Origin of the sequence: Janthinobacterium lividum, assembly GCF_011601275.1 — a bacterium.
Lineage (GTDB): Bacteria > Pseudomonadota > Gammaproteobacteria > Burkholderiales > Burkholderiaceae_D > Janthinobacterium > Janthinobacterium lividum_E.
Window position 1 is genome coordinate 127,874 of sequence record NZ_JAAOLY010000011.1, and the last position, 16,873, is coordinate 144,746.

13 protein-coding genes and 1 pseudogene are annotated in these 16,873 nt (G+C 62.5%); all 14 read right to left on the reverse strand.

Annotated elements, in window-relative coordinates; genetic code table 11:
• Positions 1-7: 7 nt before the first annotated feature.
• A complete protein-coding gene (locus tag GYK42_RS17720) occupies positions 8-979 on the reverse strand; it encodes an ABC transporter permease (protein ID WP_070303783.1) in 972 nt (323 codons plus the stop codon).
• An 18-nt stretch (positions 980-997) separates the two neighbouring features.
• Positions 998-2,551: a sugar ABC transporter ATP-binding protein gene (locus GYK42_RS17725; RefSeq protein ID WP_166448566.1), complete on the reverse strand. Its 1,554-nt coding sequence runs from the start codon at positions 2,549-2,551 to the stop codon at positions 998-1,000.
• A gap of 85 nt (positions 2,552-2,636) precedes the next feature.
• On the reverse strand, positions 2,637-3,596 hold the full coding sequence (locus tag GYK42_RS17730; RefSeq protein ID WP_166448567.1) for a sugar ABC transporter substrate-binding protein: 960 nt from the start codon (positions 3,594-3,596) through the stop codon (positions 2,637-2,639).
• Between the two features lie 208 nt (positions 3,597-3,804).
• Entirely contained in the window at positions 3,805-4,686 is an 882-nt protein-coding gene (locus GYK42_RS17735) for an EamA family transporter (protein WP_166448568.1), read from the reverse strand.
• A 160-nt stretch (positions 4,687-4,846) separates the two neighbouring features.
• Entirely contained in the window at positions 4,847-5,935 is a 1,089-nt protein-coding gene (locus GYK42_RS17740; protein WP_166448569.1) for a zinc ribbon domain-containing protein, read from the reverse strand.
• 8 nt (positions 5,936-5,943) lie between these two features.
• Complete coding sequence (locus tag GYK42_RS17745) at positions 5,944-7,059, reverse strand: zinc ribbon domain-containing protein (protein ID WP_166448570.1); 1,116 nt, start codon at positions 7,057-7,059, stop codon at positions 5,944-5,946.
• Between the two features lie 65 nt (positions 7,060-7,124).
• Positions 7,125-7,850: a hypothetical protein gene (locus tag GYK42_RS17750; RefSeq protein WP_166448571.1), complete on the reverse strand. Its 726-nt coding sequence runs from the start codon at positions 7,848-7,850 to the stop codon at positions 7,125-7,127.
• A gap of 49 nt (positions 7,851-7,899) precedes the next feature.
• Positions 7,900-8,664: a hypothetical protein gene (locus GYK42_RS17755; protein WP_240943638.1), complete on the reverse strand. Its 765-nt coding sequence runs from the start codon at positions 8,662-8,664 to the stop codon at positions 7,900-7,902.
• Between the two features lie 168 nt (positions 8,665-8,832).
• Positions 8,833-8,943 (reverse strand): annotated as a pseudogene (locus GYK42_RS29745) (zinc-ribbon domain-containing protein); the annotation flags it as partial.
• Between the two features lie 279 nt (positions 8,944-9,222).
• Positions 9,223-11,484, reverse strand: coding sequence for a YgiQ family radical SAM protein (locus tag GYK42_RS17760; RefSeq protein ID WP_240943651.1), 2,262 nt, complete (start codon positions 11,482-11,484; stop codon positions 9,223-9,225).
• A gap of 227 nt (positions 11,485-11,711) precedes the next feature.
• Positions 11,712-11,990, reverse strand: coding sequence for a DUF4404 family protein (locus tag GYK42_RS17765; protein ID WP_034753883.1), 279 nt, complete (start codon positions 11,988-11,990; stop codon positions 11,712-11,714).
• Between the two features lie 11 nt (positions 11,991-12,001).
• A complete protein-coding gene (locus tag GYK42_RS17770; protein ID WP_034753881.1) occupies positions 12,002-12,214 on the reverse strand; it encodes a VF530 family DNA-binding protein in 213 nt (70 codons plus the stop codon).
• 109 nt (positions 12,215-12,323) lie between these two features.
• On the reverse strand, positions 12,324-14,477 hold the full coding sequence (locus tag GYK42_RS17775) for a M3 family metallopeptidase (RefSeq protein ID WP_166448574.1): 2,154 nt from the start codon (positions 14,475-14,477) through the stop codon (positions 12,324-12,326).
• Between the two features lie 228 nt (positions 14,478-14,705).
• Positions 14,706-16,865 carry a M3 family metallopeptidase gene (locus GYK42_RS17780; protein ID WP_240943640.1) on the reverse strand — a complete coding sequence of 720 codons (2,160 nt, stop codon included), beginning with the start codon at positions 16,863-16,865 and terminating at the stop codon, positions 14,706-14,708.
• Between the last annotated feature and the right edge of the window lie 8 nt (positions 16,866-16,873).

The following is a 16,873-nucleotide window of genomic DNA, read 5'->3' on the forward strand; positions in this document are numbered from 1 at the left end:
GCCAGTATTATGAACGCTCGCCGCGACGGCGGTAGGTGTCGAGCACCACGGCCGCGACGATCACCAGGCCCGTGACGATGCGTTTCACGGGTTCCGACACACCCACTTGCGCCAGGCCCGCTTCCAGCACGGAAATGATCAGCACGCCGATAAAGGTGCTGATGACGGAACCGCGTCCGCCCATCAGGCTCGTGCCGCCGATCACGACGGCGGCGATTACTTGCAATTCCATGCCCACGCCGCCGTTCGGGTCGGCCGCTTCCAGGCGCGACACCTGGAACAGCGCGCCCACGCCGGCAAGAAAGCCCATCAGTGCAAACACCAGCACCTTCGATGGTTTTGTATTGATGCCGGACAAACGCACGGCTTCTTCATTCGTGCCGATGCCAATCCAGTGGCGGCCCAGCACCGTGCGCGTGAGCACCAAATGGCCGATGACAACGATGGCAATCGAGGCGATGAAAGCGGGCGACAGGCCAAACGCGATCGGCGAGCTGATGCCGTCAACGGCGCTGCCGATGTATTCCGTGCGCGAGTTCGTCACCTGATACGCCATGCCGCGCGCCATTTCCAGCACGCCCAAGGAAACAATGAACGAAGGAATGCGCCAGCCGACGGAAATCAAACCCGTGGTGGCGCCGCACAGCGCGGCGACGAACATGCCCAGCAGGGCCGCGCTCCACACGGGCCAGCCCCAGTGCACGACGGCCAACGACAGCACGGAAGCGGCCAGCGCCATCACGGAGCCGACGGACAAATCGATGCCGCCGATGATCAGCACGAAGGTCATGCCGACCGCCATCACGACGAGGGTCGGGATATTGTTCGACAGGGTGCTCAAGGTGGCCAAGGTGAAGAAGTTTTCGCTGGCGAACGAAAACAGCACGCACATGGCCAGCAGGGCGCCGATCAGGCCCGCATAGTTTTTCAGGTCGGCCAGGCTGCGCTGCAGATACGAAGGAGAGGAATTGGTGGTCATGGGAATCTTTCCGGCGGATCAGGCCGCAGCTGGAGTGGAAGTGGGGGTCAAATAGCCGGAGAAGGCGGCCGACAGCAGCGCGTCCTGGCTCCAGGCGCCGCGCTCGAAGGTCTCGACGATGCTGCCGGCGCTCATGACGGCGATGCGGTCACAGATCAGCATCAGTTCGCGCAAGTCGCTGGAAACAATGACGAGGCCCTTGCCCTGGCGCGCCTGTTCGGCCAGCACCTGATAAATATCAAACTTGGCGCCAATATCGATCCCGCGCGTGGGCTCGTCGAACAGCATCACGGGGCAGTCGCGGTACAGCCAGCGGGCGATCACCACCTTTTGCTGGTTGCCGCCGGACAGTTCCGCCACCGTTTGCGCACTGTTGCGCGAGCGGATACCCAGGCGTTGGATGTAATCATCGGCTACCGACGCTTCAGATGCATCGTTGAGCCAACCGGCGCCGCTGACGGTGTCGAGCGAGGCCAGGGTCGTGTTGACGGCGATGGACTGGCGCAACAACAAGCCTTGGCCCTTGCGGTCTTCCGTGATCATGGCGATGCCCGCTTTCACCGCTGCCTGCGGCGAATGCAAGGCGGCCGGCGTTTCGCTGTCGCCAAGGAACACGTCACCGGCGTCGGCACGGTCGGCGCCGAAGATCAGGCGCAACAATTCCGTGCGGCCCGAGCCGATCAGACCGGCGATGCCGAGGATTTCACCGGCGCGCAAGTCGAACGAGGTCGGGTTGACGACCTTGCCGCGCGTCAATCCCCGCACGCGCAGCAGCGGCGCGCCTATGGTGCGCCCGCTCAGGTCCACCGCATCGTCGGCCGAACGGCCCACCATCAGGCTGACCAGGTCGGCGGCGGAGTGGCCCGCGATATCGTCGTCGCACACGAGCTGGCCGTCGCGCAGCACGGCGATGCGGTCGGCCACGCGCTTGAGTTCTTCCAAGCGGTGGGAAATATAGATGATGCACACGCCTTCGGCTTTCAGGCGCTCGATTTGCAGGAACAGCAATTCCACTTCGCGGTGCGTCAGCATGGCCGTCGGCTCGTCGAGCACCAGCAGGCGGCAGGCGCCGATCAGATTGCGCGCGATCTCAATCATTTGCTGGTGGCCGATGCCCAGTTCGCCCACGAGGGTCCACGGGTCGAGGCCGCCCAGGCCCACTTTTTCCATCTGTTCGCGCGCGTCGCGTTCGAGGCGCGTACGGTCGATAAAGCCGAAGCGCTGCGGCAGGTTTTTCAGGTACAGGTTTTCCGCGATCGACAGGGTAGGAATCAAATTGAGTTCCTGCATCACCATGCGGATGCCCAGCGCCTCGGCGACGCCGCGCGAGGCGGGCTGGTAAGGCTTGCCGTCGAGCAGCATCGTGCCCGTGGTGGCTTGCTCCAGGCCGCAGATGATCTTCGACAGGGTGCTCTTGCCCGCACCGTTCTCGCCCGTCAGCGCCAGCACCTGGCCAGGGGCAAAGCGCAGGCCCACGCCGCCCAGCACGGGGCCGACATAGGATTTGCCGATATTATCCAGGGTCAATAGAGGGGTGGCGGCTGATGGCGCCGGGGGGATGTCGGTAGGCATGATAAAACTCCGCGGTAGTGGCGGCGGGGCCGGCGCTGCCTACTCGCATGAGTACGCAGGCGCCGGCCCCGGCGGGATCAAACGATCAGGACTTGGCGCCCTTGGCGACCAGTTCGACCTTGGTTTCGATGACGCCACCCAGATCGGCCTGTTTCTTCTTCTGTGCCAGCGCTTTCAGCACGGTGTCGATGCCGAACACGGCTTGCTGCGAACCGAACTGGTCGGCGGTAGCCAGCACGCGGCCATCGGCCAGCATCGGCTTGATGGCGTTGATGTTGTCGTAACCGACGACGAGTACTTTGCCCGTCTTGCCGGCCGCCTTGATGGCGGAAATGGCGCCGATGGCCATGTTATCGTTACCGCACAGCAAAGCCTTGATATTCGGATTGGCGTTCAGCATGGCGGCCGCCACCGTGTTGGCAGGAGCGATTTCCCATTGGCCCGACTGCACGCTGACGACCTTGGCGCCGGCCGCGTTCATCGCGTCCTGGAAGCCCAGGGTGCGCTGCTGCGCGTTGTAGGTCGTCGACACGCCTTCGATGATGCCGACCGGGTCGCCCTTCTTGATCTGCTTGGCCAGGAAGTCGCCGACGACCTTGGCGCCCTTGCGGTTGTCCGGGCCGACGAACGGCACGGTGATGCCCTTCTCTTTCAGGGCGCCTTCGTCGAGCTTGTTATCGATATTGACGACGATGATGCCCGCGTCGATGGCTTTCTTCAGCACCGGCACCAGCGCTTTCGAGTCGGCCGGGGCGATCACCAGCGCGTTGACGCGCGAGACGATCATTTGCTCGACCAGCTTGATCTGGCTCGACGTATCCGTCTCATCCTTGATGCCGTTCGACAGCAGGTCGTACTTGGCGGCATTGGCCTTCTGATGCGCCTTGGCGCCATTTTCCATGGTCAGGAAAAATTCATTGGCGAGCGACTTCATCACCAGCGCCACCTTCGGTTTGGCAGGTGTCTGCGCCATCGCCGGCACGGCGGGCAAGGCACACACCAGGACAGCGGCGGCAATCATTTTCAGGCGAATACGGGATGTCATGAGCGTCTCCAGAGTTGTTGGTCAAGCATGTGTAGATCATGCTTTTATGGAATTTTACGGCGCGCAAACGTTTGCGCGAAGCGAATAGTGCCTCAATGCCCTATTACAGTGCAAGCAAAACTGTATGTGCGGTGCAGCAAAAAAGGAGCGTATAGAGGGAAACGGGCAGGCCGATGCGATCAGCCTGCCGAGGAGAAATGCGCGGAAGTCAGGGGTTTGTTGCGGGACGGGCGCTGGCCCACTGCACGGCCAGCACGCTGGCCAGCACCAGCAGCAGACCCAGCATCGACCAGCCCGTCATGGCCTGGCCCAGCAAGGCCCAGCCCAACACGACGGCCATGAGGGGACTAAGCAGTCCCAGCGAGGAGACGGCCACGGGAGAAAGCCTGGCGATGCCGCGAAACCACAGCGCATACGCCAGCAGGGCGCCGGCCAGGCACAGGTAGGCGTAGGCAAGAACTTGCTGCAAGGACAAGGCCGGCAGCGGCGCGTCGGCCAGCCAGGCGACAGGAGCCAGCATCAGGCCGCCGAGCAGCAATTGCCAGCCCGTCAGCGCCAGCACAGGCAAGTCCGGCTTCCAGCGCCGCGTCAGATAGGTACCGACCGCCATGCAAGCCGTACCGCCCAGCGCGGCGGCGATGCCGATCGGTTCCCACACCGTGCGCGGCGACAACAATAGGACGCCCATGCCGGCCACGCCCAGCACGCTGGCCAGCAAGGCCAGGCGGGCCGGACGGCGCCCTTCCACGCCCCAGGCCAGGCCCATTACCAGCAGCGGTTGGACGGCGCCCACCACGGCCGCCAGGCCGCCGGGCAAGCGGTAGGCAGCGACGAATAGCAACGCCTGGAACACGCCGATATTCAGCGCCGACAGGATCAGCACGCGGCCCCAATCGCGCCGCGCGGGCAGGCGCCGCATGACCAGCAGCAACAGCAAACCGGCCGGCAGCACGCGGATCAGGGCCGCCGTGAAGGGCCGGTCCGGCGGCAGCAGTTCGGACGTGACGATATACGTGGAGCCCCAGATCAGGGGCGCCAGCGCCGTGAGCAGAATATCGCCCCAGGCGGGGCGGACAGGAGAGGCAGGCATGCACTATCTCGACACGAAGATAAAAAGCCAGTGTGGGCACTAACTATCTTGATGTCAAGATAAATTGGCTTTGCACCGCTGTCGGGCAGGCGTAAAAAAGCCCGGCATGGCCGGGCTCTGGGACTGTGCAGAATAACGGGCTGCTGCACTTGCCGAACGCTTAGTCCCGCATGCGCTGCAGCACCGCAACTGGCATGCCGCCCACGCTGAGCGTGGCCGTATTCCTGTCGTTGCTCAGGCTGATCTGCATGGCCATGCCGTTCGCGCCTTCCGGCGTGAGCGTCACGACATTGCCTTCGGTGGTAAACGTGCCCTTGCTTACCTTGTCACCCTCGATGATGCTGTCACGCGTAAATTCCAGCATACCGCCCATGGGGCCTTTCCACTTGCCCACCGCCGGGTGGCCGCCAAAGCTGAACAGGCCTTTCAGCTTGTCGAGCATGCCCGCGCTTTGCACGGCCGGCGATTTACCGAAGGCGTTTGCCATGGCCATGGCTGCCCGCTGCATGTGCGCGCGGTCGCTGACTTGCCATTGCTTGTCGACCAGCGCCAGCGGCAACTGCACTTCCAGGTCGCCGTGCGGCAAGCGCTGCAGGATCAAGGCACGGTCCGCCGATTTGGCGAACCATGCGGCCTCATCAGTCAACGCCAGGGTGGCCGTGGCCATGGCCACGGGCTGCCCGCCCATCTCGCGCACCTGCTCGTAGCCGCTGACCTTGGCTACTTTCGCGCCCTTGGCCACGCACAACTTGTCGCCGCGCAAGGCCGCCTTGCCCGGTGCGGCCAGCGCGTAGACAAATTGCGATTGCGCAAGCCAGCCACCGCTGCTTTGCTCGACGGGAGCGTTGTACAGGCCGCTGCGCACGAGGATATCGAGCCATTGCCGAGTGGAACTGTCGTACGACGCCACGCGGATTTCTTCCTTCTGGTACGGCAAGTTGGACAAGCACAGCAGCTTGTCGCGCGCCGCCTCGTCCGCCGCCAGGTGGGCATCGATGGCGCGGCCAAAACTGCTGGCCGAGGCCGCCTCGGGCGCCAGCAGCCACGCCAGGGCGCCACCGGCCACGACGACCACCGCCAGCGCGCCGCCGGCAATCATGACGTGGCGTCGCTGCACGCCAGCGCCAGCCGGCTTGACGGGCGCGGCGGGTGCCGGAGACGGCGCGGAGTTGACGGCCTTGCCGCACTCGTCGCAGAAACGCGCGTCGGGCGCGTGGGCGGTGCCGCACTGTTTACAGAATTGCGCCATGGTCTGCCTTACTTGAGTTTATGCGCGCATTCGCCGCAGAACACGTCATCGGACGCGACCGGTGCCTTGCAGCTCGGGCAGTGCAGGCTGTCAACGGGCGCGGCAGCCGGCGTGGCCGGTGCGGCGGGTGCAGTCGCCTGTTCGGCCAGGGCACGCGCGCGTTCACGCGCTTCTTCGGCCTTCTTCTTGACCGTGGCCAGGCCATCGTTCAGGCTCGCTTCCGAGGCGCTGAAATCGACATTGCGCGTGGCGTTCAGGTAAATGATGCACACGCCCTTGGTGAAGATCAGGCCAGGCACGACGGCCGCGGCTGCCAGCAGCAAGCCACCGCCCAGACCGGCTGCGATGATGTAGCCGGAACCGCCGCTCAGGCCCGAAGCCAGGGAATACATGTTCATCTGGCCACCCAGGCCCAAGATGCCGGCCGACATGCCGCTCGTCAGCGACACGCCGGTACCGATCACGCCAAAGATCAGCAGCGCCACAAACGAGGTGATCAGGAACAGCAGCACTTCCAGCAGAATCACGGAGACCAGCTTGGTGCGCACGATCAGGTTCAGGCGGGCAATGATCTGGAACACGGTGGCGCCCGACCAGGCGGCAGGGCCGGCCAGCGGCAGCATCACGTAGAACAGGGCAAACACCAGCACGCCCAGCACGATGGCCGACAGCGGGAAGACGACCGTGTACAGCACGGGGCCGAGCACGGGAATCTTGCAGACGAACAAGATGATGGCAATGGCGATCATGGCCGCCAGCACGATCAGAAATTCCAGGAACACGACCGCGATCAGGCGGTGGCTCGTGTACAGCGAAACGAGCACGGCATCAACCAGGCTCATGCCTGGCTGACCTTGCGCATCGCGCATCAGCAGGATGCCCACGGCGTTGGAGCCGTAAAACATGACGAGGAAGGCCATCAGGCCGCCCAGGAAGCCCAGCAGCACGCTGCTTATGCTGCCGGCAAGCATCGTCAGCAGGCCGCCGACGAGCACGGCACCGATAAAGGTCAGGGCCAGCAGGGCAATCGCGCGGAAATTCTTGATGGCGTCAGTCGCTTCGATCAACGAACCGAGCGCGGAGGAAAAGGGAAGAGATTTAGGTACTTCTGTGGAAATGGTCATGTCTGGCCTGGAAGGGGGAAAATCGGAAGGGGCCGCCTGCCTGGCCGCCCCGTGGTCATGCTGTGTTAGTAGGCCAGCGCCAGTTGCAGATCGGAAACAGGCGCCTGGCGCTGGACGATCTGCAGCTTGACGTCCTGGCCGCCGACGCGCTTGCTATTCAGGTACAGGGCCGTGCGTACCGGGTAAATGCCTTGCGGCACGCCTTCCGGCATGGGAATCGAGAAGCCGCCCTTGTAGGCGCCGCTGCCGTTATTGCTGCTGACGACCTTGCGCACGGTTTTGATCAGCTCGCCACTTGGCTTGTACAGGCTCAATTCCTCTTCCACCAGCGGGTTCGGATCGCGCGTACCGGCCGCCACTTCGATATACGAATTGGTCTGCGCCTTCTGGCCCGGACGCACGGACGACGGCGTAAAGCCCGTCTCGTATTTCACCAGGGTCGACTGCTCGGGCAGCTTGCCCTTGTTGGCCACCTTGTAGTCGGCCTGCACCTGCTGCGACGTCTTGACTTGCTGGCTTTGATAATTCAAGGCCACGCAAGCGAGCGCGCCCAGGCTGGCGCCCAGGGCCGCGCCGCGCACGGTATTGTTGCCGCCGCCCAGCAAGCCGCCCACGACGGCGCCAATGCCGGCCAGCATGGCCGTATTGCATTCGCCGCTGGCCACTTCCGTGCCTGCAGTGGTGGTGTTGCCCGTAGCGCCAGGGCCTCCCGGCGCGGCGCAACCGGCCAGCATCGAAGACACGACCAGCAGCGCCACCATGGGCTTGGCAATTTGTTTCAAGTTTTTCACGTTACTCTCCGGAAAGATCAAAATAGGAATGGGAGGCAAGCCACACGGCTTACTCGATCTGGATTTGCGACAGCGCCTTGTCTTGCGCTTCCTTCGCCTTGCGCTTGATGTCGAGCGCATGGCGGTTGCCCGTGTCCATGCGCAACACGGCATTCGCGTTGGCAATCGCACAGTCGTATTTGCGCTGGCTCATGCAATGGCTCGCCTCCGACAGGCTCTCCGTGATCACGCTTTCCAGGCCACTAGTCTGTTTGACGGGCGGCGGTGGCGGCGTCACCTTGACGGGCTTGGCCGGTTTTTCCGCGACGGGGGCCGGTGCTGGTGCGGGGGCCGGCGCGGGTGCCGGAACAGGGGCTGGTGCAGGAACGGCGGCCGGCACTGGCGCCGGTTCGGCTGCGGCCGCCGCAGGCTCGGTCGCCGTGGCGCCATCGAGTACAGGGTCGCTGATGGCCAGCGGCTGCTCGGCGGCAGGCGCGGGGTCCGCCAGCGCGGGCAAGGCTGGCTCGGCTTCTGGCGCCGCTACAGTCGGCTTGCCTGACAGAAAATAGTAAGCACCCGCACCGCCCAGCAGCACCACCGCTGCGACAGCGACGGCGATCAGTTTCATGCGGTTGCCAGCCTGTGGGCTGTCCGCCGGCACATCGGGGGCGGGAGCTGGCTCGGGTACAGGTTCGGGCACAGGCTCGGCACGGCGCTTTTCCAGCACAGGTGGTGGCGGCGGTGGCGCGACCGGCTCCGGGATGGCAACGGGAATGGGTTCCGGAACAACTTCCGCGACCACTTCTGCCACTGGCGCGGGCTCAGGAACGAACACACGCACTGGCTCAGGAATCGGCTCAGGAACAGGTGCATGAACGGGTGAAGGAAGCGGCTCGGGCGGCGGTACCGTCGCGGCAACGGGCGCCACGGCAAAGCTGAACGCACACTTGGGACAGAACTTGGCATCGGGCTTGCAGTCATGGCCGCACTGGCCGCAGGATTTGCCTGGCATGGGAACGGGAGCGGCGGCCGGGGCAACGGCAAACGTCGTGCCGCAGGAAGAACAGAATTTGGCGCCCGGCTTATTCTCGGCTTGGCAGGAAAGGCATTTCAATTGGCATCTCTTTTCATATCAACGCTGGGAGTCGCGTACGCTGGCGCTTGCCAGAATGGCAGCTTTGTTGCCGTACGGCTAAATATTCAACGAGTATATTTTCAAACACCAAGTTGCCACAAGGGAAAATTGCCTTTTGCTCTATTCAATTTTTAAATATTGGTAAAAATCCTGCCGCCCCCGCATTTTGTGCCCCATTCTGGTGCGCAGATAGCAAAAAACCCGGCAACGCAGGTTGCGTTGCCGGGTTTCAGTCTATGCCCAAGGGCACAGGGTAGTTTACTTGCGTCCGCCCCGTGCCGGCGCCCCATGGCCGCCCTTGGCTGGCGGCTTGCCGCCACGGCCCATCGGCGCGGCGGCCGGCTTGGCCTTGGTCTTGATGGTCGACAAGATCGATGGACGCACTTTCGACTCGGCGGCCGACGCTTTGGGCGCCGCTGCCGTACCGCCCAAGGCGATGCGGTTCTTGCCCGGCGTGACCTTGAACTTGTCCGGCGTGCCGGCGCCATGCGTCTGGCGGCTGCGTTCGCCTGCGGCCAGGCCGCCCGATTCAGATGACGTCCAGGCAGGTATCAAATGCTTGTCGCCGTTGCCGATCAAGTCGCCCCGGCCCATGTTGACCAGCGCTTCGCGCAGGATCGGCCAGTTGGCCGGATCCTGGTAGCGCAGGAAAGCCTTGTGCGTGCGGCGGATCTTGCCGCTGCGGGCCGTTTCCACCACTTCCGAGTCTGCCGTCACCTTGCGCAAAGGATTCTTGCGCGTGTGATACATGGTCGTGGCCATGGCCATCGGCGTGGGCATGAAGGTTTGCACCTGGTCGAGCTTGAAGTTGTTCTTCTTCAGCCACAGGGCCAGGTTCAGCATGTCCAGGTCCGTCGTGCCCGGATGGGCGGCGATAAAGTAGGGGATCAAATACTGCTTCTTGCCCGCTTCCAGCGAGAAACGGTCAAACATTTCCTTGAATTCGTCATACGCACCGATGCCGGGCTTCATCATCTTCGATAACGTCCCCTCTTCCGTGTGCTCGGGCGCGATTTTCAGCAAGCCGCCCACGTGGTGCGTCACCAGTTCCTTCACATACTCGGGCGAACGCACGGCCAGATCGTAGCGCAGGCCCGAACTGATCAGCACTTTCTTGATGCCGGGAATGGCGCGCGCCTTGCGGTACAACGAGATGAGCTTGCTGTGGTCCGTGCCCAGGTTGACGCAGATGGACGGGTAGACGCACGACAGGCGGCGGCACGACACTTCGATCTCTTTTTCCTTGCAGGCGAGGCGGTACATATTTGCCGTCGGGCCACCCATATCGGAAATGGTGCCCGTAAAACCTTTGGTTTTATCGCGAATATGCTCGATTTCGCGCAGGATCGACGGTTCCGAGCGGCTCTGGATGATGCGCCCTTCATGCTCGGTAATCGAGCAGAAGGTGCAGCCGCCGAAGCAGCCGCGCATGATGTTGACGGAGAAGCGTATCATTTCCCAGGCCGGGATATGCGCCTTGCCATAGCTCGGATGCGGGGCGCGCGCGTAATTCATGTCGTACACGCCATCCATCTCGTCCATGGCCAGCGGCAACGGCGGCGGATTGAGCCACACGTCGCGTTCGCCGTGCGCCTGCACCATGGCGCGCGCATTGCCGGGATTCGATTCCAGGTGGAACACGCGCGACGCGTGCGCATACATGACGGGGTCATCCTTGACGACGTCATACGCTGGCAGGCGCACGACCGTCTTGTCGTGCTTTTCCTTGGCCATGGCCAGGCGCTCTTCGCGGCTCATGATACGGATCGGCTTAATGACTTCGGCCGATTTCGACGCATTTTCCGTAGCGCAGGCGGTCTTGTCTTCCTGCACCATCTCATACGGACTGTAGTGCGGATCGATCTTGCCGGGCACGTCGACGCGGGTGGAATTGTGCACGCCCCAGTCGTCGCCGGGCAACCAGCCGGACGGCACCATGAAGGCCGTGCCGCGCAAGTTGCGGATGTCCTTGATCGATTCGCCAGCGGCCAGGCGGTGCGTCAGGTCGACCAGCGCCCGCTCGGCATTGCCGAAGATCAGCAGATCGGCCTTGGAATCGGGCAAGACGGAACGGCGGACCTTGTCCGACCAGTAATCGTAATGGGCGATGCGGCGCAAAGACGCTTCGATACTGCCGATGACGATGGGCACGTCTGGATACGCTTCGCGCGCGCGCTGGGCGTACACAGTAACGGCGCGGTCCGGGCGTTTATTCGGTTCGGCATTGGCCGTATAGGCGTCGTCGGAGCGGATCTTGCGGTCGGCCGTGTACTGATTAACCATGGAATCCATGTTGCCGGCGGTAATGCCGTAGTACAAACGCGGCTTGCCGAGGATGCGGAACGCGTCGGCCGACAGCCAGTCGGGCTGGCTGATGATGCCGACTCTGTAACCCTGCGCTTCGAGCAGACGGCCGACCAGGGCCATGCCGAAACTCGGATGGTCGATGTAGGCGTCGCCCGTGACGAGGATGACGTCGCACTGGTCCCAGCCCAGCGCGCCCATCTCGGCACGCGACATCGGCAGGAAAGGCGCCACGGCAGCGCGGGCAGACCGCTTGGGAACGGTCGCAAATAAATTGGTAGGGGAGCTCATAGGGTACGGATTGTACCGGAATTGGCCATTTCCAACCTGACGGCCTGCTTTTTACTGTTGGATTTCAGTACAAAAAACGTTTATTTTTCAATTACTTGGGAGAAAGAAGGGCCGTCCCGGCAGGACAAGGCCCGGCAATTCCCGCAATTTATTCAAATACCCATGTTGGCAAGAATTTCACCCAGTTCCCGCAGCGCCGGCTCCAGTTTCGGATGCTTGACAGCAAACTTGGCCGACAATTCCTGGCTGCGCTCGGCCAGTCCATAGGTGGTCGACTCTTCTTCCTGTTCCTGCGCAGCGCGTTTTTCCATCAACAACTTGATGTCGACATCGAGTTTTTGCAGCAAACCATGCAGCTCTTCATCGACGGGGCCGCTGGTTTCCAGTGTCGAATGCAGTTGTTGCAACGATTCCTTGAGTTTGCTATCCATGTTTTTTCCTGTCAGTCAGTAAATTGCGTGTCCAGGAACAATTGTTCCACCTTGCTTCTGGCCCACGGGGTCTTGCGCAAAAACTTCAGGCTCGACTTGATGCTGGGATCGCTGATGAAGCAATTGATATCGATGTGCTTGGCCAGGCCATCCCAGCCGTAGTGGGCTTGCAGGCGCGTCACGATACCTTCCAGGGTAATGCCATTCAAATCTTGCTGACTCATATACTCTTTCGACTGCCTTCTTAATTACATCTTACTCAATTCTACGCCGCCGGCACGGAAAGCTTGCGTGCGCCATGTCAACGCAACGCAAGCTTCTGATGAGGACGTCTTACTTGGCGTTCAAGCCGCGGCGTTCCAGCAGCGGTTCCACGGTGGCGTCGCGGCCGCGGAAATCACGGAACAGTTGCAGCGCATCGACGCTGCCGCCGCGCGACAACAATTTGCTGCGGAACCAGTCGCCATTCTTGCGCGTCAGGCCGCCGTTTTCCTTGAACCAGTTAACCGATTCCGCATCCAGCTTTTCCGACCACAGGTAGGCGTAATACGCCGCCGAGTAGCCGCCCGAGAAGCTGTGCGAGAAGTAGCTGGTGCGGTAGCGCGGCGGCACGGGCGCGTAATCGACGCCAGCGTCTTTCAGCGACGCCGCCTCAAAGGCCAGCACGTCGGTCGGGATCTGGCTTGGCGCCAGCTGGTGCCAACGCTGGTCCAGCAACGCTGCCGACAGGTATTCCGTCGTCATGAAACCCTGGTTGAATTTCTTCGCCGCCGTGACCTTGTCGAGCAACTCCTGCGGCATGGCCGCGCCGCTCTGGTAGTGCTTGGCGTAGTTCTGCAGCACTTCCGGCCAGACGGCCCACATTTCGTTGACTTGCGATGGATACTCGACGAAGTCGCTCGGCACGCTGGTGCCGGCAAAGCGCGGATATTTCACATTCGAAAACATGCCATGCAGCGCATGGCCGAATTCGTGGAACATGGTCGTTACTTCGTCGAAGGTCAGCAAGGTCGGCTGGCCGGCGGGCGGCTTCGGAATATTCAATTGATTCGCGACCACCGGATGCGTGCCCATCAGCGACGACTGCGACACGTATTCATTCATCCACGCGCCGCCATGCTTGTTGCCGCGCGCATAGAAGTCGGCGATGAACAGGGCCAGCGGCTTGCCGTTGGCATCGAGCACGTCGTAGACGCGCACGTCCGGGTTGTACACCGGTAGATCAGTACGCTGCTTGAAGCTGATGCCGTACAGTTTATTGGCGGCAAAGAAGACACCGTTGTTCAGCACACTGTTGAGTTCCAAGTACGGTTTCAGCTCGTTTTCATCGAAATTGAAACGTTGCTTGCGCAGTTTGTCCGTGTAGATGGCCCAGTCGGCCGCTGCCACCTGGAAACCGCCCTTTTCCGCATCGACCACTTGCTGCAGGTCGGCCGCTTCGCGGCGCGCGTTGGCGACGGCCGGTTTCGCCAGTTCCGACAGCAGGGTATTGACGGCCGTCGTCGTCTTGGCCGTCTGGTCTTCCAGCGAGTACGCGGCGTAGTTGGCGTAACCGAGCAAGGTGGCCCGTTCGGCGCGCAGTTTGGCCAGTTTCAATACGATGGCGCGGTTGTCGAACTCGCCGCCCTGGCTGCCCCGGTTCAGCGACGCATCCATCAGGCGCTGGCGCGTCCTGCGGTCCGTCAATACGGCCAGCGGCGGCTGGCCGCTGGTGTTCACGAGGGCGATGACGAACTTGCCCGTCAAGCCGCGCTCCTTGGCGGCAGCGGCAGCCGTGTCGATATCGCTGTCCGTCATGCCGGCCAGTTCGGCGCGCGTGTCGACGACGATGCTCTTGGCATTCGTTTCCTTCAGCACGTTTTGCGCGAAGGCCGTTTCCAGGCCCGCCTGCTCGGCGTTGTAGGCTTTCAATTTTTCCTTGTCCGCATCGGACAGCTTGGCGCCGGCGCGCACGAAATCCGTGTGGTAGCGCTCCAGCAGGCGCAGGGATTCGGCATCGAGGCCCAGCTTGTCGCGCTTGGCGTACAGGGTATCAATGCGGGTAAACAGTTTTGGATTGAGGGTAATCGCGTCGCCATGCGCGGCCAGTTTCGGCGACACGTCCACTTCCACCGCTTCCAGCACGCTGTTCGTGTTGGTTGAGGTCATGTTGCTGAAGATGCTTTGCACGCGGTGCAGCAACTGCCCCGTGCGCTCGAGGGCCACGATGGTGTTCTCGAACGTGGGTGCCTGGCGATTGTTCGCAATGGCGTTCACTTCGGCCAGCTGGCGTTTCATGCCTTCGGCAAACGCCGGGGCATAGTGCTCATCCTTGATCAGGCCGAATTGCGGCATCTGGAATGGCAGCGGACTGGCTTTCAGCAGGGGGTTCTGGGCGCTGATGGCAGCGGCGGGCGCCGATTTTGCGGTGGCGGCAGCCATGGCGGACGGAGCGGCGTGGGCCAGCATGACGCTGGCGGCGATGACGAGCAGTTGTGGACGGATCATGACATCTTTCAGGAAGCGCGGGAAGAACCGCGATCGCGTCGCGGGCCAGTGGCAGATCATAGCAGCCTGTCACACAGGCGTCATCCAACATGGGCGATCCTGTGGTGCATCACGCCAACTGCGCGGTTTACCACGGTCTGCGTGGCGATTCCCCAAATAAAAATGGCCGCCCATTGCTTGGCGGCCACTGATGTTCATCACCGGCCAGGCCGGTGACGGGTACGAGGATTACTTGCCGTTCAAACCACGGCGTTCCAGCAGCGGCTCGATCTTCGCGTCACGGCCGCGGAAGTTGCGGTAGATGTCGAGCGCATCGGCGCTGCCGCCGCGCGACAGCAGTTTAGTACGGAACCAGTCGCCGTTCTTGCGCGTCAGGCCGCCGTTTTCCTTGAACCACTCGACCGTGTCGGCATCGAGCTTTTCCGACCACAGATAGGCGTAGTAGCCGGCCGAATAGCCGCCCGCAAACGCATGCGAGAAATACGTGGTGCGGTAGCGCGGCGGCGCCGGGGCGAAATCGACGCCGGCATCCGTCAAGGCGGCTTTTTCAAAGGCCAGCACGTCGGTGGGGATCTGTGCCGGGGTCAGCTGGTGCCAGCGCTGGTCCAGCAGGGCCGACGCCAGGTATTCCGTGGTTTTGTAGCCCTGGTTGAAATTGTCGGCCGCCGTCACTTTCGCCAGCAGCTCGGCGGGAATCGCCGCGCCCGTTTGATAATGCCTGGCATAGTTTTGCAGCACTTCCGGCCACAGCGCCCACATTTCATTGACTTGCGACGGGTACTCGACGAAGTCGCGCGGCACGCTGGTGCCGGCAAAGCGCGGGTATTTCACGTTCGAAAACATGCCGTGCAGCGCATGGCCGAATTCGTGGAACATGGTGTTGACTTCGTCAAACGTCATCAGGGTCGGCTGGCCCGCTTCCGGCTTTGGAATGTTCAGGTTATTCGCGATGACGGGTTTGCGGCCCAGCAAGGTCGACTGGCCTACATAGGCATTCGCCCAGGCGCCGCCGCGCTTGTTGCTGCGCGCGTAAGGGTCGAGCGTAAAGATGGCCAGCTGCGTGCCGTCTTCATTGAAAACGTCGTACACCAGCATGTCGGCGTTGTAGACGGGCAAATCGGTGCGCTGCTTGAACGTGAGACCGTACAACTTGCCGGCGGCAAAGAACACGCCCTTGGTCAGCACGCTGTGCATTTCAAAGTACGGCTTCAATTGCGTTTCATCGAAGTTGTAGCGTTCGGCGCGCACCTTGTCGCTATAGAAAGCCCAGTCGGCGGCGCCCACCTTGAAGCCGCCTTTGCCTGCATCGATGACCTTCTGGATATCGTCCGCTTCACGGCGCGCATTGACGACGGCCGGCTTCGCCAACTCGCCCAGCAGGGCGTTCACGGCGGTGGTGTCGTGCGCCGTCTGGTCTTCCAGCGAATACGCCGCGTAGTTCGGGTAGCCCATCAGCGCGGCACGTTCGGCCCGCAGTTTCGCCAGTTCCAGCACTTCCTGGGTGTTGTCGAACTCGCCGCCACGGCTGCCGCGCGCTTGCGACGCAGCCATGATACGTTCGCGCAAGGCGCGGTTGGTCAGCAGCGACAGCGGCGCCTGGCCCGTCGTGTTGACGAGGGCGATCACGTATTTGCCGTCCAGGCCGCGCTTCTTGGCCAGGCCGGCGGCCACTTCGATGGCGGCAGGCGACAGGCCGTCCAGTTCTTCGCGCGTATCGACGACGACGGCCGAAGCGTTCAATTCCTTCAGCACGTTCTGTGCGAACTTGGTCGACAGGGCAGCGAGCTGGCCGTTGTAGGCGCGCAGCTTTTCCTTGTCCGCCGCCGACAGCTTGGCGCCGGCGCGCACGAAGTCCGTGTGGTAACGCTCCAGCAAGCGTTTCGATTCAGCATCGAGGCCCAGCTTGTCGCGCTTGGCGTACAGGGTGTCGATGCGCTTGAACAATTTGTCGTTGAGCATGATCGCGTCGCTATGGGCCGCCATTTTCGGCGCCAGCTCGCGTTCCAGGCCCTGGATCGTGTCATTCGTATTCGAGCCGGACATCACGGAAAACACGGTGCGTACACGGCTCAGCAACTGGCCCGAGCGCTCCATGGCCACGATGGTGTTGTCGAACGTGGCTGGTTTCTTGTTATTCGCAATCGCGTTGATTTCCGCCAAATTGGCGGCCATGCCTGCCGTAAAGGCGGGCGCATAGTCGGCGTCCTGCACCTTGTCGAACGGCGGATAGTTGAATGGCAGGCTGCTCGCTTGCGCAAACGGGTTCGAGGCAGGCAGCGTTGCCGCCGCGGTGGCGGCAGTGGCAGGCGCCGCGGTGGCGGCAAAAGCAGCGGCGGCTGGCGCCAGCATCAGGCTGGCGGCGATGACGAGCATTGTTGGACGGGTCATGTCTTCTT

Bases quoted from the DNA above. Each gene is read 5' to 3' on its own strand.
- GYK42_RS17780 (WP_240943640.1), bottom strand. From the start codon at position 16,865: ATGACCCGTCCAACAATGCTCGTCATCGCCGCCAGCCTGATGCTGGCG.
- GYK42_RS17725 (WP_166448566.1), bottom strand. From the start codon at position 2,551: ATGCCTACCGACATCCCCCCGGCGCCATCAGCCGCCACCCCTCTATTG.
- GYK42_RS17770 (WP_034753881.1), bottom strand. From the start codon at position 12,214: ATGAGTCAGCAAGATTTGAATGGCATTACCCTGGAAGGTATCGTGACG.
- GYK42_RS17720 (WP_070303783.1), bottom strand. From the start codon at position 979: ATGACCACCAATTCCTCTCCTTCGTATCTGCAGCGCAGCCTGGCCGAC.
- GYK42_RS17760 (WP_240943651.1), bottom strand. From the start codon at position 11,484: ATGTCGCGTGCCGAGATGGGCGCGCTGGGCTGGGACCAGTGCGACGTC.
- GYK42_RS17745 (WP_166448570.1), bottom strand. From the start codon at position 7,059: ATGACCATTTCCACAGAAGTACCTAAATCTCTTCCCTTTTCCTCCGCG.
- GYK42_RS17735 (WP_166448568.1), bottom strand. From the start codon at position 4,686: ATGCCTGCCTCTCCTGTCCGCCCCGCCTGGGGCGATATTCTGCTCACG.
- GYK42_RS17730 (WP_166448567.1), bottom strand. From the start codon at position 3,596: ATGACATCCCGTATTCGCCTGAAAATGATTGCCGCCGCTGTCCTGGTG.
- GYK42_RS17775 (WP_166448574.1), bottom strand. From the start codon at position 14,477: ATGATCCGTCCACAACTGCTCGTCATCGCCGCCAGCGTCATGCTGGCC.
- GYK42_RS17765 (WP_034753883.1), bottom strand. From the start codon at position 11,990: ATGGATAGCAAACTCAAGGAATCGTTGCAACAACTGCATTCGACACTG.
- GYK42_RS17740 (WP_166448569.1), bottom strand. From the start codon at position 5,935: ATGGCGCAATTCTGTAAACAGTGCGGCACCGCCCACGCGCCCGACGCG.